Origin of the sequence: Sediminivirga luteola (assembly GCF_014639315.1) — a bacterium.
Classification (GTDB): domain Bacteria; phylum Actinomycetota; class Actinomycetes; order Actinomycetales; family Brevibacteriaceae; genus Sediminivirga; species Sediminivirga luteola.
The window spans coordinates 207,798-234,474 of sequence record NZ_BMFY01000005.1 but is presented as its reverse complement, the minus strand read 5'-3'; the positions used below and the strand labels follow the sequence as shown (position 1 = coordinate 234,474).

The window sequence follows — 26,677 nt, the reverse complement described above, 5'->3', positions numbered from 1 at the left end:
CGGTAGATGGGTTCTCCCGCATTGCGGTAGCTGCCGGGAGCCGCACCTGCGCACTTCGCTCGGTGCTCATCGCGTTGTGCTCTGCACGCCGGACCCTGTGTTCTGTCTTACCCGCGCTCGGTGCTGACCCGGGCGAGCGCATGGGTCAGGCCGGTGATCGGCCCGTCCCCCAGCTGGCGGATCTGCCCGGCGATCTCGTCGCGCAGATCGTCACTGGTGAACGGCGCTGCGAGACGGTCGAACTTCTCCCGTGCCCGATCCCAGCTGAGCGGGTCGTCGTGGAATCCCTCGTAGGAGTTCTGGCTGGAACGGAACACGGTGCCGTCGGCGAGTTCGACCTCCAGATCTGCCGGCATCTGCTCCGGGAACCTGGCCGAGAACGTTGCGTCCGGGGTGATCTCCACCTTCTTGAGCAGATCCTGCACGTCGTCGGCGACGATCCGCTCCGGCGCGTACTGTTCCACACCCACCTGCCCGTCCAGCAGCGCTGCGGCGAGCATGTACGGCAGCGAATGGTCGGCTTCCTCCTTGGTGCGGACGATCCGCTTATCGCCCTCCTCACCGCCGCCGATGATGGAGAAGGCCACGTCGAACGTCTTCAGCCGCACCGCGGCGATGGCCCGTGGCGTGAAGCCGTCCTGAGCGCGGATGTCCAGCGCGGCGTCGAGCGCGGACTGCGAGTGGATCTCCGCGTTGTGCTTCTTCACGATGGTGCGACGCACCTGCTCCAGGTCCTCGGCGGACCAGTCGATCGTGAAGTCACCCGCGATGGTCTCCTTGAAGCCCTTGTTGCCTTCGAAGACGGCCTCGGGCCCGGTGATCCCCTTGCTGGCCAGGAGCGCCGCGAACATGCCCTCCTTGGCCGTGTTCGGATAGGCCAGGCCCTTCCAGTGGCTCAGGTTTCCGGTGCGGGTGACGCGCAGTGCGTTGTTCGCGGTCCCGGCGATGGCGACGGCGTTGGCGATGCGCCCGGCGTCCAGGCCGAGCGCCTTGGCGCAGGCCGCGGCAGCCGCATAGGCGCCCTGGGTGGTGTGGTCGAATCCCTTCGCCCGGACGGGCGCGACATCGGACAGCCGGGTGTGGATCTGGTACGCCACCGCCAGCGCCGAGAGGAAGTCGCGTCCCGTGCCTCCGGCGTACTCGGTCGCCGCCAGGACGGCACCGAGGTTGTCGGAGGGGTGATTCGTCTCCCCTGGCGCCAGGTAGGAGTCCATGTAGTCCAGATAGCGGCTGAGCGCGCCGTTGTAGAACGCGGCACGTTCCGGTGAGGTGCGCCCGCCGCCGATGAGGGTGGCGGCGGGACTGCCGCCGAGTTCGGCGGTGAGCTCGCGGATGGCGCGGACGGGCGCGGCGTCGATGGCGCCGATCGCCACGCCGATGGTGTCGAGGACGCGGACGAGGAGCTGTTCGCGTGCCTCGTCGCTGAGCCAGGATTCGTCGGCCGCCTCGGCGAAGGCGGCCAGCTGCTGTACTTCGGTCATGGTGGACCTCCGATCGCGGTGCGTTCGGGGCCTTGCGCGCTCTCAGGCCTTAGGTATGGTCGACCTTGCTTGCACTCTCCACGATCCTCCCGATTTACCTTGATGTCAAGATATTCTTGGCCTCGGGAACTGTGACCTGCATCGCACTGCTCAGGAGCTGGTGGCCAGCGCCGAGACCTCGTTCCAGCGGCCGGCGTAGTGGTGCCGCACGGACTGCGCCAGCTCGTCGTCGCCAGAGTCCACCGCTTCGATCCAGTGGTCCACGAGCGCCGGGGTGTCATCCGGCCATATCCGCTCGGTCAGCCCGCCGTAGTCGAGTTCGACCACCGCATTGAGGTCGAAGTCGTCGAGCCATTCGGCCAGGCCGCGCATCTTGGCGGTGATGATGTCATCGGGCATCCGGCGTTCCAGAACCTCGGCGGCCCACTCCGCCCGGCCGGAGGCCGCCAGGATCGGCGTGCGCACGACCACCGCATCGCCCTCGTGCCCCACCATGTCCTGATCCGCGACGACCGCCACGAGCCAGGTCGGGGGCACTTCCCAGGCCGCGGTGCGGGTGAAGACCCGTGCATCGGCGTTCTCCTGCAGCCAGGCGGTCTTGGCGGAGGCGGCCCGGCGCCGCGCACGCTCGGGCAGCACCATGCGCATCGCGGCGGCGGACCAGTCCTGCCAGTCCTCCGCCAGCTGCTCGAGGGCCAGCCAGCTGCGCACGTCCTCCTGCATCGGGCACACCCGGTCGATGCCGTCGCCCACCTTGCCGGCCGGCAGGAACAGCGGAGCATCACGCATCCCCGCCGGGACCGGGTTCACCGGCAGTCCGAGCAGACGGCGGTCGGCATCGGCGTCCCGCATGGCGAACAGCCTGGCCCGGTTGTCCGTGACGTCCATCCCGTCGTACTCCGGGTGCGCCGCGAGCGGTTCGAACACCCGCAGATGGGTCTGGTAACTGCGCGCATAGGACATGCCTCCACTGTAGACCCGGCGGCGGGCCTTCTTCAGCCGGGTGCGCGGCAGGCAGCCCAGGCCAGGCACGCGATGGGACCGTGCGACGACGGCGCGCGGCGCCCGCAGGCACGGAACGGGGCCGGTGAAGGGGTGATACTGCCCACGGGTATCCGTCCATAATGGAACACCCCGTAGACATCACGTAGACTGGTCGACGATGCAATGGTGAATTCCGGGCCGCGCCCGCCCGGACTGAGCACGAGGGGGGTCGACGCCTGTGGGTCGCGGCCGTGCAAAGGCGAAGCAGACCAAAGTCGCCCGGAAGTTGAAGTACTCCACCCCTGAGACGGACCTCACCGCGCTGGAGCGCGAACTGGCCTCCCGTCGGGGTTCGGGCGACGGGGATGACGATTACAGCGACATCGCCGCCAGGTACAACTCGGAGTACGAGGACGAAGGCGAGCGCTGACCTCCCCTTCTCCTGGAGAGAACGTCAGGAAATGCGAAACGGGCCTGGAGGAGCCACCGCTCCTCCAGGCCCGTTTCGCGTGCGTGCGTAGCGAGTCATAGCGGACCAGCCAGCTACGCCACCCCTCGGTGAGCCAGCTTCGCGGCCCTACATGGCCGGTCGTTCCGCGTGCACGCATGACGGTGACGCCAACCGGTCAAGAGCGAACGTCTGCGGACGCGGCTGCCGAATGCCGGTCGCTCGTCCTGAGCTCTACGCCACCCGCATCCGATCCGCCGTCCCGCACTCCGCAGCGGCCGCCTGCGACCGGTTCCACCGGAGGAAAAGCCACGGCTGTTTCGAAAAACCCCCGTGGGAATTGGAAACAGAAGTGGGTTTTGCGTCCCGGCGGGCTTTGCGTGCCCGACGGGGTCCCGCGCAGCGACGGGCCTGAGCGCTCAGAGCAGGATCGCGGCGCCGCCGTCGACGCCCTTGGCACCCTGCACCAGGTCGGCGCCCTGCGCCTCCGGCACTGAGCCGGGACCTGCCGCCGGCGCGATCTCGCCCAGCACCCAGGCGGGGATGCCGCGCTGGGAGAGCGCTGTCAGCGCGGCATCGGCGGCACCGGCATCGGCGATCACGACCATGCCCACGCCCAGATTCCAGGTTCGCTCGCGATCCTCCTGAGGCACCTTCCCGGCATCGCCGAGCACCTGGAACACCGGGGGGATCTCCCAGCTGTCCCGGCGCATCACGGCGGTGAGTCCCTTGGGCAGTACGCGCGCGACATTCGCTGCGAGGCCTCCGCCGGTGACGTGCGAGATCGAATGCACGCGGTCCTTGCCGTCCGCGCCGAGCCCCAGCTCCTCGATGAGGGCCAGCAGATCGGCGCTGTACACGCGCGTCGGTTCCAGCAGTTCCTCGCCCAGAGTGCGGCCGAACTCCGTCACCTGCCGGTCCAGCTCCCAGCCGAGGTCGGCGATGATGCGCCGGACCAGGGAGTAACCGTTCGAGTGCAGCCCCGAGGAGGCCAGTCCCAGGACCACGTCACCGGCGCGGACCCGCTCGGGTCCCAGCAGCCGGTCGGCCTCGACGACGCCGGTGGCGGCGCCGGCGACGTCGTACTCGTGCTCTGCGAGCAGTCCCGGGTGCTCCGCGGTCTCCCCGCCGACGAGTGCCGTACCGGCCTGCTTGCAGGCGGCGGCGATGCCCCGGACGATATCCGCGATCCGCTCGGGCACGACCTTGCCGCAGGCGATGTAATCGGTCATGAACAGCGGAGTGGCGCCGGAGACCGCGATGTCGTCGATCACCATGCCGACCAGATCGAAGCCGATGGTGTCGTGGATGTCCATCCGTTGCGCCAGCGCCACTTTGGTGCCCACGCCATCGGTGGAGGTGGCCAGCAGCGGCCGCCGGTAGTCCTTCAGCGCGGAGGCGTCCCAGAGTCCGGCGAAGCCTCCCACTCCGCCGAGTACCTGCGCCGGATGCGTGGCCGCTACGGCGGTCTTCATCAGCTCGACCGCCCGGTCGCCGGCCTCGACGTCGACGCCGGCGGCGGCGTAGGTGACTCCCTCGCTCATGCGCTCTCCCCTTGCTGGTAGCCCTCGTGTGCCTCGCGTCCCGTGACCAGTTCCACCGGCACCGGGCCCGGCTCGACCCGGCTGCGGGTGCCGCAGCCGGTGGAGACGACGCCGGGGTCCTCCGCCCGGGGCACCGGGATCGGGTAGACGCCGGTGAAGCAGGCGCTGCACAGCTCCTTGGGGTTCTGGCGGGTGGCGGCGATCATACCCTTGGTGGAGATGTAACCGAGCGAGTCCGCACCGAGCGAGCGCCCGATCTCCTCCACCCCGAGGCCGTTGGCGATCAGCTCGGCGCGGGTGGCGAAGTCGATGCCGTAGAAACACGGCCATTTGACCGGCGGGGAGGAGATCCGGATGTGGACCTCTTTCGCTCCGGCCTCGCGCAGCATCCGCACCAGGGCCCGCTGGGTGTTGCCCCGGACGATGGAGTCGTCCACCACGACGAGGCGTTTGCCGGCGATGTTCTCCTTGAGCGGGTTCAGCTTGAGGCGGATGCCCAGCTGCCGCAGCGTCTGAGAGGGCTGGATGAAGGTCCGGCCGACGTAGGCGTTCTTCATCAGTCCCTGGCCGAAGGGGATGCCGGATTCCTCCGCGTAGCCGACGGCGGCGGGTGTGCCGGATTCCGGCGTCGGGATCACCAGGTCCGCGTCCACCGGGTGCTCACGGGCCAGGACGCGGCCCATCTCGGTGCGCGCGGAGTGCACCACCTGGTCGTTGATGACCGAATCGGGCCGGGCCAGATAGACGTACTCGAAGACGCAGCGGGCCGGCTGGGGCTCCGCGAAGTGATAGCTGTGCAGGCCGTCGGAGTCGATCGCGATCAGCTCACCCGGCTCGACCTCACGGACCAGGGAGGCGCCGACGATGTCCAGAGCGGCCGACTCGGACGCCACCACCCAGCCCCCTTCGAGGCGGCCGAGCATGAGCGGCCGCACGCCGTGCGGATCGCGTGCCGCGTAGAGGGTGTCCTCGTCCATGAACACGAAGCTGAAGGCGCCCTGCAGCCGGGGGAACAGCTGCATGGCGCTCTCGCGCAGGTTCTCCCCCGGCTGGGTGCGCAGCAGCTGCGTCACCAGGGAGGTGTCGTTGCTGGAGTCCCGGCGCTGCCGGGACCGGCTCAAGCGCCGCTCCTCGCGCTCGGTGCGCTGGTCCCGGGTGTCCTCCCGGGCCTGCTCCACCATGGTCTGGAGTTCCTCGTAGTTCGTGATGTTGCCGTTGTGCGCCAGGGCGACCGTGCCGTACGGCGTGGGCCCGAGCGTCGGCTGCGCGTTGTCCCAGGTGGAGCTGCCGGTGGTGGAATACCGGGTGTGGCCGACCGCGATATGGCCGGTCAGCGTCTCCAGGTCCTGCTCGTTGAACACCTGGGAGACCAGGCCCATGTCCCGGTAGACCAGGATCTGCTTGCCGTTGGAGGCGGCGATCCCGGCCGATTCCTGACCGCGGTGCTGCAGGGCGTAGAGCCCGAAGTAGGCGAGCTTGGCGACCTCCTCGCCCGGAGCCCAGACCCCGAAGACGCCGCAGGCGTCCTGCGGTCCCTTCTCCTGGGGGTCGATGTCGTGCGTGAGACGTCCGTCGGGCCGTGCCACGGCTGCCCTCCCTAGCTGTCGTTATGAATCGCGGCCGTCGGCCTGCCGCGCGGTCCGGCCGGGAACCGAGGGGCCGTCGCCGCTGGAGGGATCACTCGCCGGAGCGCTGTCCCGCGCCCCGGAGTCCTCCGCTGGGACCGCCGGATCCGGCGTCGCCTGCACGCTGTCGTTCTCCGCGTCGCCGGCACCCTCTGAGTCGCCGGCAGCCGCTGCCTCCGGGGCGGGGGCGTCGCCGGACATCCGCTGGTAGTAGGCGCCCACCGTGTAACGCCGCTCCCGGCGGGCGGTCACCCGCTCCACGAGAAGGGCGACACCCCCGCCCAGGAAGAGGCCGATGGTTCCCAGCAGAGCCGCGAAGAACCCCGCGGTGGCGAAGAAGGAGTACTCCTCGGCGGGGTTGAGCGGTTGCACCGGCTGGGCCGCGACGAGCGGTGCGGCGATCAGGCCGAGGAGAGCACCCGCGCCCATGAAGACCGAGTACTTCGGCCTCCGGCGGACGCGGACGTCAATGGTGTGACTCATGAATTCCCTGCTGCGAGTGCGTCGGACCTACCTGCACATTCTACGCACACCCGGAAGCCGCCGCCGGTCCGCCCTTCGCCGGGCCGGCGCCGCGCTCAGACAGCAGCCCGGGGGACGGTCCGCAGTGCGATCTCACGTCCCCCGGGTCTGCTTCTCGCGTCCGCCCCGCGCATTCCTTGAGCGGGATGCTCGGGGCACGGTCAGAGCTTCATGACGACCGTCTTGGTCTGGGTGTACTCGTCGAGCGCCTCCAGGCCCTTCTCCCGGCCGTAGCCGGACTTCTTGAAACCGCCGAAGGGCAGCTCCACGCCGCCGCCGGCGCCATAGGTGTTCACGAAGATCTGTCCCGCTTCGATGGCGTCGACCATGCGATGCGCGGTGCCCAGGTTCTGCGTCCACACCGCGGACACCAGGCCGTAGTCGGTGCCGTTGGCGAGCGCGGCCGCCTCCTCCTCGTCCTCGAAGGAGAGGACCGCGACGACCGGGCCGAAGACCTCCTCCTGGGCGATCCGGCTGGCCGGGTCCACCCGGTCGACGACGGTGGGCAGGAAGTAGCTTCCGCCGGCCAGGGGGCCGTCCAGGCTGTCCGGCGCGGTCCCGCCGGTGAGCACCTGAGAGGAGTCGACCTCGGCGAGGAAACCGGCGACCCGCTCGCGCTGCTTGGCGGAGACCAGGGGGCCCAGCTGCGGGTCGTCGACGCCGGCGCCGATGGTGATCTGCTCGAAGGCGCCGACGATCTTGTGGGTGACCTCCTCGCGGATGCTGGCGTGCACCAGCAGCCTGGAGCCAGCCGAGCAGGTCTGGCCGGCGTTCTGCACGACGGAGCGCACCAGGCTCGGCAGTGCCGCGTCGATGTCGGCGTCCGGGAACACCACATTGGCGGACTTCCCGCCGAGTTCGAGGACGGTCGGGATGACGCGGTCGGCAGCGGCGTGAGCGATGAGCGAGCCGGTCTGGGTGGAGCCGACGAAGCCCAGGTGGTCGATGCCCGGATGCGCCGCGAGCGCCTGGCCGGCCTCGGCGCCGAGCCCGGTCACGACGTTGAAGGCACCGGCCGGGGCCCCTGCCTCCGTGATGATCTCCGCCAGGCGCACGGTCGAGCGGGGAGTCTCGTCGGCGGGCTTGGCCACGGCGGTGTTGCCGGTGGCCAGCGATGTGGCCACGGCGCGGGAGATGAGCTGCAGCGGATAGTTCCAGGCCACGATGTGCCCGGTGACGCCGTACGGCTCGCGCTTCGTATAGGCGTGGGTGTCCGGGCCGAGCGGGATCGTCCGGCCGTAGTAGGACTCGATCGCCTGCCCGTAGAAGCGGAAGTAACGGGCGGCGACGTCGACGTCGGCGTAGGCCTGCGTGAGCGGTTTTCCGGTGTCCTCGGACTCCAGGCGGGCGAGTTCGTCGCGGTGGCCGAGCACGGCATCGGCGATCGCGACCAGCAGCGCCGAACGCTGCGCCGGCGTGGTGCGCCGCCATTCGCGCTGCGCCTGGCGGGCGGAGGTGACGGCCTGGTCGACCTCATCTGCGCCGGAACGGCCGACCTGGCCGAGCACGGCCCCGGTCGAGGGATCGACGTTGTCGTAGGTCTGGGTGGACGGCAGATGCCGTCCGTGCACGTACGAGGTGGTCTGCTTCAGGGTCTGCTGATCAGCGCCCATGCTCACTCCTGCATCTGTCGGATCGTGTGCCGCCGGCGCGGCGGGCTGGCCGCCGGTACCGCGTGCTTCGAGGACACCGGTCCGGTGTCACCGGGCCGGGCCGGGCTGTTCCCGTGGTACGGGTCACAGGGTCCACAATGGCAGCACCGCGCCCAGTTCCGCACGCGTGCCCGAAGCGTGGACAGTGCCGCCGTCTTTCGCCTCGTCCCAGCCGAGCCGGCCGGTGGCCAGGCGCAGCCAGGTCAGGGGGTCGGTCTCGACCACATTGGGCGGGGTGCCACGGGTGTGCCGGGGGCCTTCCACGCACTGGGTCACCCCGAACGGCGGCACCCGCACCTCCACGCTGTTGCCCGGCGCGGTCTCGGCGAGGACCTCCAGGGTGTAGCGCACGGCGGTGGCGAGGGTGCCGCGGTCCGGCGCGGCGGCGCTCTGGTCTTCCCCGGCCAGCCACGTCTCCAGGGCGTGCCAGCCCGCCTCGGGGTCGATGCGGCGGCGGGCCATCATCGCCGGCCCGCCCCGGGCTGCTCTCCGGTCTTCCCGCCCGCGGACCCGGCCGGATCCGGATCCGCGCCCAGCAGCCCAGCCAGCTCCGGCGCGAGCAGGGAGCGCAGCCCGGCGCCGGGCAGGACCGCCCCGACCACCGCGTTCCCGCCGGTGATGGCGGGGGCGACCCGTTCCCAGACCTCGGCCACGGCCTGCGGCTCGGCGCCGCCGGCGGCGTGCAGCATGACGAGGCCCGCCAGGGTGGTGGCGCGGCTGGAGCCGTCCAGGCATTTGAGTGCGACGGCCGGCCCGCCGGGGCGGGCCATCACCATCACGCCCTCGGCGCCGAACTTTGCCAGGATGCCGAGGCGCTCGATCGCGACGCTGTTCGGCCGGCCGTGCCCCTCGATGCCCCAGGGGTGCTCCAGCGCGGCGCGGGTGAGTTCCGCGGTGTGCTCGTCCGTGCCGGCCACCACGGCGGAGACGGCGCGGGCCAGCCCGGCCAGCGGCAGCGCGAAGACCGGGGCCCCGCACCCGTCCACGCCGATGTGGTCCGCGCTCACGCCCCCGGGCAGCCCGGCGAGTTCCGCGACGGTCTCGGCGATGAGCTGCTGCAGCGGATGCCCGGGGTCCAAGTAGGTGTCCTCGTCCCAGCCGTTGGCGCGGCACGCCATGAGGAAGGCGGTGTGCTTCCCGGAGCAGTTGAAGTACAGCGGGGACGGCTTCTCGCCCGCAGCGAGCGCCCGTGCCCGTGCCGGGCCGTGCTGCGGCAGCACGGCCGGGCACTGCAGCTGCTCCGCGGCCAGGCCCGAGGAGGCGAGCATCCGCCGGACCACGGCGATGTGCTCGTCCTGCGCGATGTGCGAGGCCATCGCCAGTGCGGCCTCCTCCCCGCGGAGGGGCACGCCGGCGCGGAGCACCGCGAGGGCCTGGACGGGTTTGAGGCAGGAGCGGGCGAAGACCGGCGTCGCGGTCGCGGCCGCCGGATCGCCCAGCGTCAGCGCCGGGGCGTCCGGCTGAGCCGGTGAGAGCGCGACGCCGGCACCCAGATGGCGCGACTCGATGAAACCGCTGCGGGTGACGACGGCCAGTTCCGCGGCCTGCGCCGCGGTGAAAGTGGCGGGGAGTGCCTGGGACATGAGACCACAGTAGCGAGCGGCGCGGACAACCGCAGCCGCAGGAGCTCGACGGCGTCCGGATGGCGCATCGCAGCGCCACCAGTAGGCTTGGGGACCGTGAAGACACTCGTACTTGGTTCGGGCGCCAGGGAACACGCGCTCGTGAAGGCACTTGCCCAGGACCCGGAAGTCTCCGCCGTCATCGCCGTCCCCGGCAATCCCGGCATCGCGCTCGAAGCGGACGTCCGGCCGGTCGACGCCGGTGACGGCGCCGCGGTCGTCGCGCTCGCGAAGGAGCTGGCAGCCGATCTCGTGGTGATCGGCCCGGAGGCACCGCTCGTGGCCGGCGTCGCCGATGCCCTGCGCGAGGCTGGCATCCCGGTGTTCGGTCCCGGCGCCGAGGCCGCCCGGCTGGAGGGTTCGAAGGCGTTCGCCAAAGAGGTCATGGCCGCCGCCGGCGTGCCGACGGCGGAGGCCGTCGCCGCCCGCACAGAGGAAGAGGCCGCCGCCGCCCTGGACCGGTTCGGCGCCCCCTATGTGGTCAAGGCCGACGGGCTGGCCGCGGGGAAGGGCGTCGTGGTCACCGAGGACCGCGAGGAGGCTCTGGCGCACGCCCGGTCCTGCCTCGACGGCGCACCGCAGGTGGTGATCGAGGCCTATCTGGACGGCCCCGAGGTCTCCCTGTTCGTGCTCTGCGACGGCCGCACGGCCGTCCCGCTGGCTCCGGCGCAGGATTTCAAGCGCATCGGCGAGGGTGACACCGGCCCCAACACCGGCGGCATGGGCGCCTACTCTCCGCTGCCGTGGGCCCCGGAGGGCCTGGTGGAGGAGATCGTCGCCCGGGTGGCGCAGCCCACCGTCGACGAGCTCGCCCGCCGCGGCACGCCGTTCACCGGGGTGCTCTACTGTGGCCTGGCGCTCACCTCGCGGGGACTGAAGGTCGTGGAGTTCAACGTCCGCTTCGGCGACCCGGAGACCCAGGCCGTGCTGGCACGGCTCGCCTCTCCCCTGGCCCAGGTGCTCCTGGCGGCCGCGCAGGGACGGCTGGACGAGGTTCCCCCGCTGCAGTGGCGGGACGAGCACGCCGTCACGGTCGTCATGGCCGCCGAGGGCTACCCCGCCTCGCCCCGCACCGGCGATCCCATCGCCGGCCTGGAGGAGGCCGCCGCGATGGCCTGCCTGGACGTGCTGCATGCCGGCACCGCCAGCAACGCCGAAGGCGAGACCGTCACCGCCGGCGGGCGCGTGCTCTCCGTCGTCGCGCTGGGCGAGGACCTGGCCGCGGCGCGGGAGCGCGCCTACGCCGGGACGGCGCTGATCGACTGGCCGGGAGAGCAGCACCGCGGGGACATCGCTGAACGCGCCGCCTCGGGCGGCATCGCGGTGCCGCCCGGCTATGCCGGTGAGGCGGGGGACGCCTCGTGAGCGCTTTCGCGGCGGGAAACCCGGTCACGGTTCCCGGCTGGCGGCACGTCTACTCCGGGAAGGTCCGGGACCTGTACGAGCCGGAGCCGGCGACGGTGGCAGCCCGCCCCGGGCTGGAGGGCACCGTCCTGGTGGTCGCCTCTGATCGCATCTCCGCCTACGACCACGTGCTGAGCACCGAGATCCCCCAGAAGGGCGAGGTGCTCACCCGGCTGAGCCTGTGGTGGTTCGCGCAGCTGGCCGATGTGGTGGACAACCACGTCGTCTCCGAAGAGGTCCCGGCGCCGGTGGCCGGCCGCGCCATGATCTGCTCCCGCCTGGAGATGTTCCCCGTCGAGTGCGTCGCCCGCGGCTATCTGACCGGCTCCGGGCTGGCGGACTACCGCGCGACCGGCGCCGTGTGCGGCAATCCGCTACCGCCGGGCCTCGGTGAGGCCGACCGGCTCCCCTCCCCCATCTTCACCCCGGCGACGAAAGCCGAGCTGGGCTCCCACGACGAGAACATCGACTTCTCCCGCACTGCGGAGATCATCGGGCAGACGGACGCGGAGACGCTGCGGGACCTCACCCTCGACATCTACTCCCGGGCCGAGGAGATCGCCCGGGAACAGGGCATCATCCTGGCCGACACCAAATTCGAGTTCGGCCGCAGGCCGGGCGATGCCGGCGGCGCCGTCGTGCTCGGCGACGAGGTGCTCACCCCGGACTCCTCCAGATTCTGGGACGCCGCCGCGTGGCAGCCGGGCCGGGTGCAGCCGAGCTTCGACAAGCAGTTCGTGCGCGACTGGCTCACCTCTGCCGAGTCCGGCTGGGACCGCGCCTCGGACGTCCCGCCCCCGCCACTGCCCCAGGAGATCGTGGACCGGACGCGGGAACGCTACCTCGAGGCCTACGAGCGGATCACCGGCGAACAGTTCTAGCAGCTGCACAAGACCCAGGGAAGCCCCACCCGGCGCCGGGATCGCGCGCCATACGACGAGGAGGACGCGAGGATGGATCTCTCCACGACGCGACGACCGAGGCTGGTCATCCTGACCTCCGACAAGCGCGCGGACCCGTACAACCTTGAGGAGATCCAGGCCCTCGCCGATGTCGTCCTCACCGACGCCGACGGCCTGCCGGATGCCATCGCCGACGCCGACGCCCTGCTGCTGTGGGACTTCTTCTCCCGGGCCCTTCCGGACGCCTGGCCGCGGGCATCCCGGCTGCGCTGGCTGCACGTCTCCTCCGCCGGCGTGGATCATGTGCTCTTCGACGAGCTGGTCGCCTCAGGGCTGCCGATCACCAATGCGCACGGCTTCTTCGACCAGCCCATCGCGGAGTTCGTGCTCGCCAGCGTGCTGGCGCACGTGAAGGATCTGCACGGCAGCAAGGAGCTCCAGCGGGCCCGCGTCTGGCGGCACCGGGAGACCGGGCGGGCCGCGGGCCAGCGTGTCCTCGTGATCGGCACCGGCGGCATCGGCCGGGCCACCGCGCGGCTGCTGCGGGCCGCGGGACTGGACGTGACCGGTGCGGGCCGCCGCACCCGGCAGGACGACCCCGACTTCGGCACTGTGGTGGACAGCGCCCGGCTGGCCGAGCACGTCGCCGGGATGGACCACGTCGTGATGGCGGCGCCGCTGACCCCGCAGACCCGGGGCCTGATCGATGCCGGGGTGCTCGCGGCGATGGAACCGCACGCGCATCTGGTGAACATCGGCAGGGGCGCGCATGTGGACGAGGAAGCGCTGATCGAAGCGCTGCGCGGCGGGCAGATCGCCGCGGCGTCCCTGGATGTCTTCGCCACCGAGCCGCTCCCGCCGGAGAGCCCGCTCTGGGATCTGGACAACGCGCACGTCTCGGCGCACATGAGCGGCGATGTCCGCGGCTGGCAGGACGGCCTGGCGGACATCTTCCTGGACAATCTGCGCCGCTTCACCTCCGGCGCGCCGCTGCGGAACCTGGTCGACCCGGTACGCGGCTACGTGCCGCGCTCGTCCTGAGCCCGGGGTGAACCCGCGCGCAGAAGTCCTCACATGCGCGCCACGCCGCCCGTTCTCGCGCCGACCACGGTGAGCGCGCCTGCACCACGGTGAACAGCGCGCCGTCTTCGCGGAACTCCGCGAGATCGCCGGGGAACCGGGGGAACCACGAGACCGCTGAGCGCCCAGTGCCTGGTGGGCGGTGCCTCGTGAGCGAAGTCTCATGAGCAGAGCCTCGTGGTCGGGCTGGCTTCGGCCGCTGTCCGTGGTGCCGGGTAGACTTGCCCGCGTAGGTTTCCCTCCCTTCGTATTCCTAGGAGAGTGTCCATGGGTCGTGTCATCGTCGAGGTCATGCCCAAGCCGGAGATCCTCGATCCGCAGGGCAAGGCCATCGCCACGGGCCTGGGCCGGCTGGGCTTCACCGGTTTCACCGGCGCCCGCCAGGGCAAGCGATTCGAGCTGGAGGTGGACGGGCCGGTGACCCAGGAGGTGCTGGACGCCGCCGCCGAGGCTGCCACGCAGCTGCTCTCCAATCCCGTCATCGAGGACGTCGTCAGCATCCGCGACGCCAGCGCCGAGCACAGCGCGCAGCAGGTGGGGCAGGTATGAGCGCCCCCGTCGCAGAGACCGTGCCGGGCACGGCCTCCGGGCAGGGCCCACGCATCGGCGTGGTCACCTTCCCCGGAAGCCTGGACGACCACGACGCTCAGCGCGCTGTGACCCTGGCCGGCGGTCAGGCGGTCCCGCTGTGGCACGGGGACACCTCCCTCGGCGGGGTCGACGCGGTCGTCCTGCCCGGCGGATTCTCCTACGGCGACTACCTCCGCGCCGGCGCCATCGCCCGGTTCTCAGCGATCATGGACGCCGTCATCGACGCCGCCAAGGGCGGCCTGCCCGTGCTGGGGATCTGCAACGGCTTCCAGGTGCTCTGCGAGTCACATCTGCTCCCGGGCGCCCTGGTGCGCAACGACCACCAGAAGTTCATCTGCCGCGATCAGAAGCTCCGGGTGGAGAACACCTCGACCTCCTGGACGAGCCAGTTCGAGCAGGGCGAGGAGATCGTCATCCCGCTGAAGAACGGCGAGGGCGGCTTCATCGCGCCCGAGCACGTGCTCGACGAACTGGAGCAGTCCGGCCGGGTGGTGTTCCGCTACCTGGACGTCAACCCCAACGGTTCCCGCCGCGACATCGCCGGCGTGACGAACGAACGCGGCAACGTCGTCGGCCTCATGCCCCACCCGGAGCACGCCGTGGAGCCCGGCTACGGGCCGGACACCCGCGCCGGCGTCCGCATGGGCGTGGACGGGCAGCGGATCTTCACCTCCGCCATCGCGGCCCTCGTCGGGTCCTGACGCCGGGAGCCGCAGATGTCCGCTGACCCCGGCCCGCTGGAGCGCCTGGTCGACCAGGCCGTGTTCCTGTCCGCCGAGTACCAGGCGCATTTCGCCACCCTGGTCGGCGAGCGCGACTGGGACGTGGACTTCCAGCGGCCCGTGCTGCGCTTCGCCGCCGGAGACGGCTCCCCGGCGCTGGAGCTGCGCCCGCACTTCCTGGGCAGCTACGCCCAGCAGCCTTCCCGCAGCTGGCACTGGGGCTGGGACAACATCAACGGCTTCCCGCCGGCCGCGGTCGAGCTGGCCGGCCAGCTGAAGACCCTGGCCGCCGGCGCCGGGCTGCCGGAGGCGAACCAGGACGAGATCGAGGTTCCCCGCGACTCCGAGCTGCCGTTCCGCCTGACCCTGGCAGCCAAAGCGCTCACCGGCGTGTACGCGCACTATGCCGCGCCGGCCGGCGGCGGCACCCAGGCCTGGCTCCTGGTGGAAGCCCCGGAACTGGCGCTGTCCGAGCCGAGCATCATGCGCATCGTGCCGCTCGTGGCGCAGTCGCTGCAGGCCACGGAGATCAGCGACCACCGGGCCGCGCTGGAGTCGTACATCCGGCTGCGCGGCCTGGCCAGCCGGCCGCTGCCCGGCAGCGAGGGCGGCCTGCGGCTGATCGCGGCCGACGGTGGCGCGGACGTCGAGTTCGACGAGCTGAACCGGATCACGAGCTTCACCAAGGTGGAGCTGGATCCCGAGGACCGTGCGCTGCTGGCCGAAGCGGCACCGGTCGCGCTGCAACCCTTGCACGTCACGGTGAGTCCGGCGGCAGCCGCGCCCGTAGAACCCGAGCGCGGCCCGTCATCGGCGTCGCAGTCCCACGAGCCGGCCGGGACCGCTCCGTCCACGCCTCCGGCGAGCCACGACGGGAGGGCGGAAAGCACCGGCGCGCCCGCGGAAACCCGTCCTGAAGCATCGCCGGGCACCGCCGCGCGGCCGAGCACGGCTGACCGGCAGGGCGAGCAGTTCCCGGAGCAGACGGCAGACCAGTCCGTTCCCGCGCACTCCGCCGGCGAGCGGCCGGAGTCCTCCCCGGCAGAGGACCAGCCGGCCGAAGGTTCCGGAGAGTCCGCACGGGACGAGCCGAAGCAGGAGAAGCGCGGGCTGTTCTCGCGACTGTTCGGGCGCTAGACGCCTGCGCCACGGAACAGTACGGTGCGTCCAGGCGCGAGGTGCGCGCTGGGCGGCTCCATTCTGCGCGCGACAACCGGGCGCGCCCTATGCTTTTCACACCACCCGCAGCGTCTGCTTTTCACAGCGACTGCGACATCGCGATCCGAGGAGATCACCATGGCCGGGCACAAGATCTACGCGATGAGCGTCGGCAGCGTCTACCCGCACTACATCACCAAGGCGGAGCGAAAGGGACGGACCAAGGACGAGGTCGACCAGATCATCCGCTGGCTCACCGGCTACAGCCAGCAGGAACTCGACGCCCGCCTCTCCGACGGCACCGACTTCGAGACCTTCTTCGCCCAGGCCCCGGCGATGAACCCGTCCCGGACCCTCATCACCGGCGTGATCTGCGGCGTGCGGGTCGAAGAGATCGAGGAACCGACGATGCGGGAGATCCGGTACCTCGACAAGCTCATCGACGAACTGGCCCGGGGCAAGGCGATGGAGAAGATCCTCCGCACCCCGTGATCCCGCCTGCCGCGCACCCGCACCGCCTCGGCCGGGCACAGGGCGGCCGGCCCACAGGGAACTCAGGCAGCGTGCGCCGAGCACAGCTCCGCGGTGCCGGACGCCGCGCACTCCGGGCACAGGAGCCGCTGCTGCCGGCACCTCTCATCGGCGCAGTTCACATAGTCCGCCGTGGGCTTCCGGCAGACCGTGCAGCGGCCCAGGGATTCGACGCCCTCGCCGAACTCCACGTGCATCCGCTTGTCGAACACGTAGAGCGAACCCTCCCACAGCCCCTTGTCGCCGAACGTCTCGCCGTAGCGGACGATCCCGCCCTCAAGCTGATAGACGTTCTGGAAGCCGCGATTGCGCATCAGCGCGGTGAGCACCTCGCAGCGGATCCCGCCGGTGCAGTATGTCACCACGGGCTTGTCCTTCAGATGGTCGTACTTGCCAGAGTCCAGCTCGGCGACGAGGTCCCGCGTGGTCTGAGCCTGCGGCACCACGGCGCCCTTGAACCGCCCGATCTCCGCCTCCATCGTGTTCCGGCCGTCGAAGAGCACGACATCGTCCCGCTCTCCGATCAGCCGATGCAGGCCGCCCGGCGTCAGATGCGCGCCGCCCCCGACGATCCCCTCGGGACCCACCTCGATCTCATCCGGCACCCCGAAGGTCACCAGCTCCGGGCGGACCTTGACGCTGAGCCTGGGAAAGTCGTCTCCGGCCCCGGCCGACCACTTGATGTCCGCGCCCCGGAACGGCGCATACTCTTTGGTGCCGCGCACGTACTGCTTGACCTGGTCGATGGGGCCGCCGACGGTTGCGTTGATGCCGTGCCCCGAGACGATCACCCGGCCTTTGAGGCCCAGCCGCTCGGCCAGATTGCGCTGCCACAGCATGACCGCGTCCGGATCGGCCAGGGGCGTGAACACGTAGAACAGCACGATCTTGTTCAGGGGCGTCGAGGGCATGGAACGATTCTACGAACCGTGCCGTCGATGTCCGTGCCCGAGCGCGCCCGGCAGCGCACCGCCCAGAAGCCGTACGAGACGACAACGCGCCCGGCGGTAGGATGGACCGGGGTTGTCACACACGCCAGAAAGGGCTCGCACGCACTATGACTGACACGGCCGCACACGGCAGCACGCCCGCATCAGGGTCCGGCACGGACAGCGGCGCCACGCAGCCGCCGCAGGCCCCGGGCAGCACCGCCGAGACCAAGCGGGTCAAGGAAACGGTCGAGTTCGCCCAGGCGACGCCCGAGGTGGATCAGCCCTATGCCGAGCTGGGGCTGAAAGAGAACGAGTACGAGCGGATCAAGGAGATCCTGGACCGCCGCCCCACCTCCGCCGAGCTGGCGATGTACTCGGTGATGTGGTCCGAGCACTGCTCCTACAAGTCCTCCAAGGTGCATCTGCGCAAGTTCGGCGAGCAGGTCACCGACGAGATGAAGAAGCACCTCCTGGTCGGCATGGGCGAGAACGCCGGCGTGGTCGACATCGGCGACGGCTGGGCCGTCACCTTCAAGGTGGAGTCCCACAATCACCCCAGCTTCGTGGAGCCCTACCAGGGCGCCGCCACCGGCGTGGGCGGCATCGTCCGCGACATCATCTCGATGGGCGCGCGCCCCGTGGCCGTGATGGACCAGCTGCGGTTCGGCGCCCTCGACCACCCCGACACCTCCCGGGTTGCTCCGGGCGTCGTGGCAGGCATCGGCGGCTACGGCAACTGCCTGGGCCTGCCGAACATCGGCGGGGAGGTCGTCTTCGACTCCGTCTACCAGGGCAACCCGCTGGTCAACGCCCTGGCCGTGGGCGTCCTCCGGCACGAGGACATCCGCCTGGCCAACGCCTCCGGCAAGGGAAACAAGGTGGTGCTGTTCGGCGCCCGCACCGGCGGGGACGGCATCGGCGGCGCCTCCATCCTGGCGTCTGAGTCGTTCGACGACAGCAAGCCCTCCAAGCGGCCGGCCGTGCAGGTCGGCGATCCCTTCGCCGAGAAGGTGCTCATCGAATGCTGTCTCGAGCTGTTCGGCGCCGGCATCGTGGAGGGCATCCAGGACCTGGGCGCCGCCGGCATCTCCTGCGCCACCTCCGAGCTGGCCTCCAACGGCGACGGCGGCATGCACATCGCCCTGGACGACGTCCTGCTGCGCGATCCCAGCCTGACTCCCGAGGAGATCCTCATGTCGGAGTCACAGGAACGCATGATGGCCGTGGTCTCGCCGGAGAACCTGGACCGGTTCCTTCAGATCACCGGCAAGTGGGAGGTCGAGTCCTCCGTGCTCGGCGAGGTGACCGACACCGGTCGGCTGGTGATCGAATGGCACGGCGATGTCATCGTCGACGTGCCGCCCCGCTCCGTCGCGCACGACGGGCCGGTCTACGAGCGCCCCTACACCCGGCCCAGCTGGCAGGACGCCACGCAGGCCGATACCGTCGCCGCGGCCGGCCTCGCCGTCCCGGAGGAGAACGAGGCCGTCGCCGCCGACCTCCGGGCGCTCGTCGCCTCGCCCAACCTCGCCGCCAAGGACTGGGTGACCGATCAGTACGACCGTTACGTGCGCGGCAACACGGCGCTGTCCCAGCCCGATGACGCCGGCGTCATCCGCGTCGACGAGGAGTCCGGGCTGGGCATCGCGATCTCCACCGACGCCAATGGCCGCTACTGCTACCTGGATCCCGCCGCCGGCGCGCAGCTTGCCCTGGCCGAGGCCTACCGGAACGTCGCCACCACGGGCGCCCGCCCGCGCGCCGTGACCGACTGCCTGAACTTCGGTTCCCCCGAGGACCCGGAGATCATGTGGCAGTTCGCCCAGACCGTGGAGGGCCTTGCGGCCGGCTGCAAGGAACTCGGCATCCCGGTCACCGGCGGCAATGTCTCGCTCTACAACCAGACCGGCGGGGTGGCCATCCACCCCACCCCGGTCGTCGGCGTGCTGGGCGTCTTCGACGACGTCGCCCGCCGCACCCCGGCCGGCTGGCTGGAGTCCGGCCAGACGATCTACCTGCTGGGCACCACCGAGGACGAGCTGGACGGCTCCGCCTGGGCCGGGCTGAAGGACCACCTGGGTGGCCGCCCGCCGAAGGTCCGGCTGGAGACCGAGAAGGAGCTCGCGGACATCCTGATCAACGCCTCGCGCGACGGCATGATCGACGCCGCGCATGACCTCTCCGAGGGCGGCCTGGCGCAGGCGCTGGTCGAGGCATGCCTGCGCTTCGGCGTCGGCGCCCGGGTCTGGCTGGACGAGCTGCAGGAGCGCGACGGCATCGGCTTCGGCACCGCCCTGTTCTCCGAGTCCACCGCCCGCGCCATCGTCGCGGTGCCGCGCAGCGAGGAGGTCAGGTTCACCGACATGTGCACCGCCCGCAGGTTCCCTCACCTGCGGATCGGCGTCACCGACGCCGGCACCGCCGCCGCGGACGGCGGCACGGGCACAGCGGGCGGCGCCGATGCGGCCCTGGAGTTCGTGGACCGCTTCACCCTGCCTCTGGCCGAGTTGAAGGACCTGTCCGAGCGGACCCTGCCGGCCACGTTCGGCGCCGCCTGAAGCGGGCAGCTGGCATGCGAGGCCTACGGCCGCCGGTGGCACGGGAACTCTTCGGGAGCCCTGCCGCCGGCGGCCGTTCGCTTACCCGTCGGCACGGTGGATGCATTGCCGTTTATGACGGTGAGCGTGCGCGTGTGACTGCTGAGAGGATTGACTTCACACGAGTGCGCGACCGGGCCGCTACCGGCCGGGACCCTCGCGCGAACGCCCTTTTCCCCCGCACGACGACGTATCACGAGGAGCGCTAGAACATGGCCACACCCATCCGCACCAGTCACGCCGGCTCCCTGCCGCGCACCAAGGAGCTCATCGCCGCGACCGCGGCGCGCAAGGAGAACCCGCAGGACGTCCCGGGTTATGAGGCGCTGCTGCGCGACTCCGTCATCGACCTGGTGAAGCGGCAGAAGGACCTCGGCATCTCGATCCCCAACGACGGGGAGTACGGGCACGCCATGGCCAATGAGATCGACTACGGCGCCTGGTGGCACTACGTCTTCGCCCGCACCGGCGGTCTGGAGCTGACCGGCGCCGAGCTGTGGGAGCAGCCGGCCGTCCGCTCCGAGCCCGGCAACATCAAGCTGACCAGCTTCGGCGACCGCCGGGACCGCCGGCTGTTCGAGGACGCGTACACGGACCCGAACTCCGGCATCACCACTGGTCCGCCCGCGCAGTTCCCCGCCGCCACCGGCCCGATCAGCTACACCGGCCAGGAGCAGGTGCAGCGGGACATCGCCAATGTGAAGGCGGGCCTGGAGGCCGCCGGGTACGCCATCAGCGACGGCTACCTCAACTCGCTGGCGCCCGGTTCGGCCGCCCGGATCGAGAACAAGCACTACGCCAGCGAGGAGGAGTTCATCTGGGCATGGGCCGATGTGCTGCGCGAGGAGTACCTCGCCATCACCGAGGCCGGCCTGACCGTGCAGATCGACGATCCCTCCATCGCGGAGAACTGGGACCAGATCAACCCGGAACCCACGGTCGAGGAGTACCGGGCGTTCACCCAGATCCGCATCGAGGCGCTCAATCACGCCCTGCGCGGCATCCCCGAGGAGCAGGTGCGCTTCCACACCTGCTGGGGTTCCTGGCACGGCCCGCACGTCACCGATCTTCCCTTCGCGGACATCGTCGACCTGGTGCTGCAGATCAACGCCGCCGGTTACACCTTCGAAGCGGCCAACGTCCGGCACGAGCACGAGTGGCGCATCTGGGAGGACACCACCCTGCCGGAGGGCAAGCACATCATCCCGGGCATCGTCTCCCACGCCACCAATGTGGTGGAGCATCCCGAGCTGGTCGCCGACCGGATCGAGCGCTTCGCCCGGCTGGTGGGGCCGGAGAACGTCGTCGCCTCCACCGACTGCGGGCTGGGCGGCCGCATCCACCCGCAGATCGCCCACGCCAAACTGGAGACGCTCGTCGCCGGCGCCGAACTGGCGTCCACGCGCTTCTAGATTCTCCTCGCCAGGCCTTCTAGAGCCTCCTGCGCGTCACCGGACCGGTTTGCGTCCGGTCCTGCGCCCCCTTCCACGCGAACCAGAGCCGCGGCCGGGATTCTTCCCGGCCGCGGCTTCTTCGTGCCCTCACATGGCAGAGCCACCGGACGTGTTTCCGAGGGTGTGCACTAATTCCCGGTGAACTCACGCGGAATTAGTGCACGCCCCCGGAACTATCGGCGGCGCGGGTCTGACCCTGCGCCTGACCCTCCGCCACGGCCGGTCTTTCTCCTAGGTGCCCGCTGGCCGAGTCTTCACGGTGCCCAGCACATCATGCTCCGGTAAGCTCTACGCGGGTATGCCAAGTGCCCAGCCTAGAGAGATGCTTGATGCCCAACAGCGAGCATCAACGCGGCGGTCGTATTACATGAGGAAAGGTGAACGCTTGTCCGCTAGCCAGGAGGCTTCCCCTCACGCGCCCGCTCAGGGCGGCCTGCGCATCGCCGCGATCGTCCCGTGCCACAACGAGGAAGTGACGATCGGGAAGGTCGTGGCCGATCTGAAGGCCGCCGTTCCCGGGATGACGGTCTACGTCTACGACAACAACAGCACCGATCGGACCGCCGAGGTGGCCCTCGCGGCCGGGGCGGTGCTGCGCCGGGAGACCTTCAAGGGCAAGGGGAACGTCGTCCGCCGCGCCTTCGCGGACATCGACGCCGACGTCTACGTCACCATCGACGGCGACGACACCTACGAAGCGGCGGACCTGCCGGCGATGATCCAGCTGCTGCTCGAGGGCCCCTACGATCATGTGCTCGGCGTGCGGCAGGACACTGGCGAGACGAGTTCCTACCGTCCCGGCCACGAGTTCGGCAACCGGATGTTCAACCGCCTCACCGGCTGGCTGTTCAAGTCCGAGGTCACTGACATGCTCTCCGGGTACCGGGTGTTCTCCCGGCGCTTCGTGAAATCCTTCCCCGCCATCTCCAAGCAGTTCGAGATCGAGACCGAGCTGACCGTGCACATGATGGCGTTGCGGCTCCCGTGCGCCGAGCATCCCGTGGGCTTCCGGGACCGCCCGCCGGGCAGCGAGAGCAAGCTGTCCACCTTCAAGGACGGGTTCCGCATCCTGGGGCTGCTCGCCCAGCTGCTGCGGCATGAGCGGCCGACGGCGTTCTACGGCGCGCTCACGCTGCTGTTCGCGCTGCTCTCCCTGGCGCTGGGACTACCGGTCGTGGTGGAGTTCTTCCAGACCGGGCTGGTCCCGCGGCTGCCGACCGCGATCCTGGCGGCCGCCCTGATGGGACTGGCCTTCCTGATGGGCGGGGTCGGTCTCATCCTGGACGGGCTGCGCCGCGCCCGCCGCGAGAGCGCCCGGCTGCACTACCTGAACCTGGAGCCGCCGGTGCCGACCCCGGCCGCGCAGGTGCCCGTTCCCGGTGTGACGACCCGTCCGGCTGCCGGCGGGCACGGCATCGGCTGAGGCCGGCGCAAGGCACGTCCATGAGCGCACAGGAGCACACCGGCGGGGTCGAGGACGCCGCCGCTCAGACCGCCGTCACCCACCGCCCGCCCCGGAAGCGGCGCGGCCTCGGCCATGAGGTGACAAGTTTCCTGCTGGTCGGCGGCATCGCCTTCGTGGTGGAGGTGGGCATCTCCAATCTCCTCGTCTACGGCATCCCCGGCCTGCTGGGCCCCGCGATGCCCGACGGCCCCCTGCTGGCCCGTGGCATCGCGACCGTGGTGGCGATCGGCGTCGCGTGGGTGGGCAACCGGCTGTTCACGTACGGGCACCGGGACACCGGCTCGAATCTGCGCGGGCTGGCGCTCTTCGTGCTGGTGAACATCCTGTCCATGGGGCTGGCGCTGCTGCCGCTCGGCGTGACCTGGTATCTCCTCGGTCTGCGCGATCCCATCAGCTACAACATCTCCGCGAACGTCCTGGGCACCGCGCTGGCCATGTCGTTCCGGTTCTTCGCCTACCGCAGCTGGGTGTTCAAGGAGCGGCCCGCACCGCCGGACGCCGCGGCCGATGACGCCGAAGCGAGGGACGAGTCCGCTGCCGCTGCGCCGGTCTCCCGCCCGAGCGACCGGACGGTGGTAGTGCCTGGTTCGGATACCGGGCCTGAACCACTGCATCCAGGCGGCGGGGCGAACGGGACCCAGGGGAAACAGCCGCCGGCCGGCGCGGACCGCACGATCCGAAGGAGGCGACGCCGATGAGCGCTGAGGGGCGTCTCATCTGGCCCGGCTGGATCTCCCGGCCGGCGCGTGCGGTGGCGGGTTTCGTGCGTGCGCCCGGGCCGAGCCTGCCCTGGCTGATCCTGCTGGCGGTGCTCCAGCTGCCCGGCGCGGCGTTCGTGGTCAAGGCGAATGCGCCCGGCCGGGCGAACGTCGACATCACGCACCAAGCCCGCCAGGCCCTGGGCGAGATCCCCTTCGACGACTGGCATCCGCCGGTGATGAGCGCGCTGTGGAAGCTCATCTACGACACCACCGGTTCGCTGGAGGGGCTGCTGCTGCTCCAGGTGTTCCTGTTGTTCGCTGGCGGCTGGCTGCTCTCGTGCTACGTCGTGGACCGCACCGGCAGCCGGGCATGGTCCTTAGCCGGCGTCGTCTTCCCTCTGCTGCCGCATGTGCTCTCCCAGGCCGGCACGCTCTGGAAGGACACCCAGATGGCCGTCGCGCTGCTGTGCGGCGTGATCCTGCTGTTCTGGGTGCGCTGGCGGCGGCCGTGGACGTTCCTCCTGCTCGCCCCGAGCCTGCTGTTCCTGATCTATGCCGCTGCGGTGCGCAAGAACGCGCTGTTCGCGGTGCTGCCGGTCGTGTTCTACCTGGCCTGGCAGCTCGCGCAGCTGTGGCAGGCCCGCCGGGAGAGGCATCGACGACGCAGCGGGGCCGGGAACGCCGCGGGAGCGGGGGCGCCGCGGGTGCCGCTGTGGCGTTACGCCACCGCCGTGGCCGGCACCGGGCTGGCATTCCTGGCCGGGGTGCAGCTGACTGGCAGCGCCGTCGACCGCGCCTACGACGTCCAGCCCACGGACCAGCTCTCCCAGGTCCTGCTGGACGACGTCATGTTCTCCGTGCCGCCCTCGGAGCTGAATGCCAGCAGCGCCCCGCAGGAGCTCAAAGACAAGATCAACGAGGCCAGGCCAGGCTGCCGGGAGCGCAATCAGATCTGGAATGCCTACTGGGCGTGCTACGGCCGCGGCGCGGACGGCCGTCCGTTCTCCCCGATCGACTATCAACAGGAGTTGCGCGCCCTCTGGCTGGAGACCGTCATCACCTCGCCGGGACGGTACCTCAGCTACCGCGCGGCGACCTTCGCCGAGTACCTGGCCGATTCCAGCGTCGAGTACTGGGAACTCTCCTGGGGCAGCGCCGACGCCGAGCCGGTGGGCCTGGGGGCGCAGGACAGGCTGGCGGATCGCACTCAGCGGTTCTACGTCGTCGGCATCGGCGTCGAGGGGCTTCCCTGGCTGTTCAAGCCGTGGTTCTGGCTGGCCGGCGCCGTGGCCCTGCTGATCGCCGCCGCACGGCCTCGCCTCATGCCCGCGTTCCGCGCCGAGGTCGCGCTGCTGACATCCTCCGCCGCGGTGTACATGGTGGGCTACTTCCCCATCATCCCGGCCACGCATTTCCGCTACACCTACTGGCCGGCGATCGCGGTCACCGTGGCGGTGATCCTGTTCGCCGCAGGCCGCTGGAGCGCGCGCCGACGCGGCGCCCCTTCCCCGGACGTGCTGCCGGCGGAGGGTTCGTACCGCGAACGGTGAGCACGGGCGGGCGGGCGAGCGGTCACCGGCGCAGCAGTTTCTCCGTGCCGCAGATCGCCAGCAGGCCGCAGCCGAACCAGATGGCGCCGGCCGGGCCCAGGGGCGCCGCCAGCGCGCCCGCGGCCAAGGGCAGCACGACCTGCCCGACCCGGTTGCCCATCAGCCGCAGCGCCAGGGCGGCGCTGCGCCAGCTGCCCGGGACGTCCTTCGTCACCAGCGTCATCGTCAGCGGCTGGCCCAGCCCCAGGAAGAACCCGCCGATCGCCATCAGCACCGCCGCCACGATGAGCTGCGCAAGCATGGGCGGCACCAGGACGAACGCGGTCCCGGCACCCAGCAGGCTCAGCGTGACCAGCAGCGGCCGGCCCAGGCGGGCCACCAGCCAGCCCAGCAGCACGCGCGAGACGATGGACGCGCCGGCGCGGATCGCCAGCAGCACGCCGACCCACATCGGCGAGACCCCGCGTTCCTCGCCGACCAGCGGCAGGAACGCGATGAGCAGATCGGCCATCGCCAGCAGCGCCAGTGAGGCCGCCATGTGCGAGGGGATCCCGGGACGGCGCAGGATCCGCCAGGCCGTCGGCTTCTCCTGCCCGGCCGCTCGTTCAGGGCCGGCGCCGGCCGTAGCGGCGGAGGCGCCCGCATCGGAACCGGCGCCGCGACGTGGCCGCTGTGCACGCAGCAGCGGGATCATCAGGGGCACCATCAGGAGTGAGAGCCCGGCACCGAGCCACATCGCCCCGGCGATGTGCTCCAGCCGCTCCCCCGGCGCCAGCGCGCTGCCCAGCAGCAAGCCGCCCAGCAGCGGCCCGGCGAACTGGCCGAAGGCGAATGCCGCCGTGAACCAGCCGAAACCCCGATCGAGCGCTTCCGGCGGGGAGTACCGCGCTACCGAGGACTGACCCGCGATCGTGAACAGCAGATGCCCGCAGCCCAGGACGACACTGGCCAGGACCACGACCGGGATGGACGCGGCCAGGCCCAGCAGCGCGCAGCCGGCCGCCAGCACCGCGCCGGCGGCCAGCATGAGCCGGGACAGGCGCCGGGTCCGTTCGGCCAGCCTGCCGAGCCACATGACCGCGACCACCGGCAGCAACGCGTAGGCCGCGGTGGTCAGGCCGATCACCCCGGCATCGGCGCCGAGTTCGAGCAGCAGATAGCTCGTCACCGGGCGGACCAGGTTGAGCGCCGTCTGGGTCAGCACTGCGGCGCCGACCAGGTACCACAGCCAGTGACGGCCGGCTCCGCCCGGCCCCGGGGAACCGGTCACTCTTTGGGCGCTTTGACCGCCAGCACCGGCACGTCCGCCTCCAGCAGGATCTCCTGGGCGTTGGAGCCCAGCAGCAGCTTGCCCACCGGCGAGCGGTGCCGGATGCCGATCACGATCACGTCGGCCCCGAGTGCCACGGCGGCGTCCAGGAGCTCTCCGGCCGGATCGTTGTTGCGCTCGTCCCTGCCGCGGTAGCGCACCGCCACGCCGTCGATGTCCACCGCCTCCTCGCGGCTTCCCTCCACCGGCGGCCCGTCGAGGTCGAAGATCACCAGATCCGTCCCGCGCCGCTTCGCCTCGGCGAGTGCTTCCTGCACCGCCGCCTCGCTTTCCCGCGTGGTCGTGCGGCCCACCAGAACTGTCATGGTCCCTCCTGTCTCACGGCACGCCGGAACAGCGTGCGACCGCCATCTGCCCTGAGCCTAACCCGCCGGCAGGGCGC

The 26,677-nt window shown here is 70.8% G+C and carries 24 protein-coding genes; 13 read left to right on the top strand and 11 right to left on the bottom strand.

All coding sequences use genetic code 11. The annotated features are described in order from the left end of the window. Positions 1–107: 107 nt before the first annotated feature. Entirely contained in the window at positions 108–1,481 is a 1,374-nt protein-coding gene (locus tag IEW13_RS07610) for an MmgE/PrpD family protein (RefSeq protein WP_188550343.1), read from the bottom strand. A gap of 150 nt (positions 1,482–1,631) precedes the next feature. Then, entirely contained in the window at positions 1,632–2,444 is an 813-nt protein-coding gene (locus IEW13_RS07605; protein ID WP_188550342.1) for a DUF8083 family protein, read from the bottom strand. A 307-nt stretch (positions 2,445–2,751) separates the two neighbouring features. Between IEW13_RS07605 and IEW13_RS07600 the strand changes: the two genes are divergently transcribed. After that, entirely contained in the window at positions 2,752–2,895 is a 144-nt protein-coding gene (locus IEW13_RS07600; protein ID WP_373283558.1) for a DUF3073 family protein, read from the top strand. Between the two features lie 437 nt (positions 2,896–3,332). On the opposite strand, the gene purM is transcribed toward IEW13_RS07600, so the two are convergent. The 6 genes from purM to IEW13_RS07570 all read right to left on the bottom strand — a co-directional run bounded on the left by purM (position 3,333) and on the right by IEW13_RS07570 (position 9,839). After that, positions 3,333–4,457: a phosphoribosylformylglycinamidine cyclo-ligase gene (gene purM, locus IEW13_RS07595; protein ID WP_188550340.1), complete on the bottom strand. Its 1,125-nt coding sequence runs from the start codon at positions 4,455–4,457 to the stop codon at positions 3,333–3,335. Next, a complete protein-coding gene (gene purF, locus IEW13_RS07590; protein ID WP_188550339.1) occupies positions 4,454–6,043 on the bottom strand; it encodes an amidophosphoribosyltransferase in 1,590 nt (529 codons plus the stop codon). The genes purM and purF overlap by 4 nt, the downstream gene beginning before the upstream one ends. Positions 6,044–6,064: 21 nt before the next feature. After that, positions 6,065–6,565, bottom strand: coding sequence for a hypothetical protein (locus IEW13_RS07585; RefSeq protein ID WP_188550338.1), 501 nt, complete (start codon positions 6,563–6,565; stop codon positions 6,065–6,067). 200 nt (positions 6,566–6,765) lie between these two features. Continuing rightward, positions 6,766–8,217: an aldehyde dehydrogenase family protein gene (locus IEW13_RS07580; RefSeq protein WP_188550337.1), complete on the bottom strand. Its 1,452-nt coding sequence runs from the start codon at positions 8,215–8,217 to the stop codon at positions 6,766–6,768. 123 nt (positions 8,218–8,340) lie between these two features. Next, positions 8,341–8,721, bottom strand: coding sequence for a sterol carrier family protein (locus IEW13_RS07575; protein ID WP_188550336.1), 381 nt, complete (start codon positions 8,719–8,721; stop codon positions 8,341–8,343). After that, entirely contained in the window at positions 8,718–9,839 is a 1,122-nt protein-coding gene (locus IEW13_RS07570) for an asparaginase (protein WP_188550335.1), read from the bottom strand. The genes IEW13_RS07575 and IEW13_RS07570 overlap by 4 nt, the downstream gene beginning before the upstream one ends. 96 nt (positions 9,840–9,935) lie before the next feature. Here IEW13_RS07570 and purD point away from each other — a divergent pair, with 96 nt between their 5' ends. From purD to IEW13_RS07535, 7 genes are all read left to right on the top strand, one after another. Then, positions 9,936–11,243, top strand: coding sequence for a phosphoribosylamine--glycine ligase (gene purD / locus IEW13_RS07565; protein ID WP_188550334.1), 1,308 nt, complete (start codon positions 9,936–9,938; stop codon positions 11,241–11,243). Then, positions 11,240–12,163, top strand: coding sequence for a phosphoribosylaminoimidazolesuccinocarboxamide synthase (locus tag IEW13_RS07560; protein WP_188550333.1), 924 nt, complete (start codon positions 11,240–11,242; stop codon positions 12,161–12,163). The genes purD and IEW13_RS07560 overlap by 4 nt, the downstream gene beginning before the upstream one ends. A gap of 72 nt (positions 12,164–12,235) precedes the next feature. Further along, positions 12,236–13,225: a D-2-hydroxyacid dehydrogenase gene (locus IEW13_RS07555; RefSeq protein WP_188550332.1), complete on the top strand. Its 990-nt coding sequence runs from the start codon at positions 12,236–12,238 to the stop codon at positions 13,223–13,225. Between the two features lie 306 nt (positions 13,226–13,531). Beyond that, on the top strand, positions 13,532–13,813 hold the full coding sequence (gene purS / locus IEW13_RS07550; protein ID WP_188550331.1) for a phosphoribosylformylglycinamidine synthase subunit PurS: 282 nt from the start codon (positions 13,532–13,534) through the stop codon (positions 13,811–13,813). Beyond that, positions 13,810–14,556, top strand: coding sequence for a phosphoribosylformylglycinamidine synthase subunit PurQ (gene purQ / locus IEW13_RS07545; protein WP_188550330.1), 747 nt, complete (start codon positions 13,810–13,812; stop codon positions 14,554–14,556). Before purS ends, purQ begins: the two co-directional genes overlap by 4 nt. Before the next feature lie 15 nt (positions 14,557–14,571). After that, the gene (locus tag IEW13_RS07540) at positions 14,572–15,714 is read left to right on the top strand and encodes a DUF6882 domain-containing protein (protein WP_188550329.1); all 1,143 of its coding nucleotides are present in this window, start codon (positions 14,572–14,574) and stop codon (positions 15,712–15,714) included. A gap of 159 nt (positions 15,715–15,873) precedes the next feature. Beyond that, positions 15,874–16,227, top strand: coding sequence for a DUF2200 domain-containing protein (locus IEW13_RS07535; protein ID WP_188550328.1), 354 nt, complete (start codon positions 15,874–15,876; stop codon positions 16,225–16,227). 62 nt (positions 16,228–16,289) lie between these two features. Here IEW13_RS07535 and trhO read toward each other — a convergent pair whose 3' ends face one another. Then, positions 16,290–17,177, bottom strand: coding sequence for an oxygen-dependent tRNA uridine(34) hydroxylase TrhO (trhO, locus tag IEW13_RS07530; RefSeq protein ID WP_188550327.1), 888 nt, complete (start codon positions 17,175–17,177; stop codon positions 16,290–16,292). A 146-nt stretch (positions 17,178–17,323) separates the two neighbouring features. Between trhO and purL the strand changes: the two genes are divergently transcribed. The 5 genes from purL (at position 17,324) to IEW13_RS07505 (ending at position 24,965) form a co-directional block, all read left to right on the top strand. Beyond that, on the top strand, positions 17,324–19,756 hold the full coding sequence (gene purL / locus IEW13_RS07525; protein ID WP_188550326.1) for a phosphoribosylformylglycinamidine synthase subunit PurL: 2,433 nt from the start codon (positions 17,324–17,326) through the stop codon (positions 19,754–19,756). A gap of 251 nt (positions 19,757–20,007) precedes the next feature. After that, positions 20,008–21,207 (top strand): cobalamin-independent methionine synthase II family protein, encoded by a 1,200-nt coding sequence (locus IEW13_RS07520; protein ID WP_188550325.1) that lies wholly within the window; start codon positions 20,008–20,010, stop codon positions 21,205–21,207. 427 nt (positions 21,208–21,634) lie between these two features. Next, positions 21,635–22,672 (top strand): glycosyltransferase, encoded by a 1,038-nt coding sequence (locus tag IEW13_RS07515; protein WP_229744994.1) that lies wholly within the window; start codon positions 21,635–21,637, stop codon positions 22,670–22,672. Between the two features lie 20 nt (positions 22,673–22,692). Further along, the gene (locus IEW13_RS07510) at positions 22,693–23,412 is read left to right on the top strand and encodes a GtrA family protein (protein WP_188550323.1); all 720 of its coding nucleotides are present in this window, start codon (positions 22,693–22,695) and stop codon (positions 23,410–23,412) included. Continuing rightward, entirely contained in the window at positions 23,409–24,965 is a 1,557-nt protein-coding gene (locus IEW13_RS07505; protein WP_188550322.1) for a hypothetical protein, read from the top strand. The genes IEW13_RS07510 and IEW13_RS07505 overlap by 4 nt, the downstream gene beginning before the upstream one ends. A 22-nt stretch (positions 24,966–24,987) precedes the next feature. Here IEW13_RS07505 and IEW13_RS07500 read toward each other — a convergent pair whose 3' ends face one another. Both IEW13_RS07500 and IEW13_RS07495 read right to left on the bottom strand, forming a co-directional pair. Continuing rightward, entirely contained in the window at positions 24,988–26,235 is a 1,248-nt protein-coding gene (locus tag IEW13_RS07500; protein WP_188550321.1) for an MFS transporter, read from the bottom strand. Next, positions 26,232–26,600 (bottom strand): universal stress protein, encoded by a 369-nt coding sequence (locus IEW13_RS07495; protein WP_188550320.1) that lies wholly within the window; start codon positions 26,598–26,600, stop codon positions 26,232–26,234. The genes IEW13_RS07500 and IEW13_RS07495 overlap by 4 nt, the downstream gene beginning before the upstream one ends. Between the last annotated feature and the right edge of the window lie 77 nt (positions 26,601–26,677).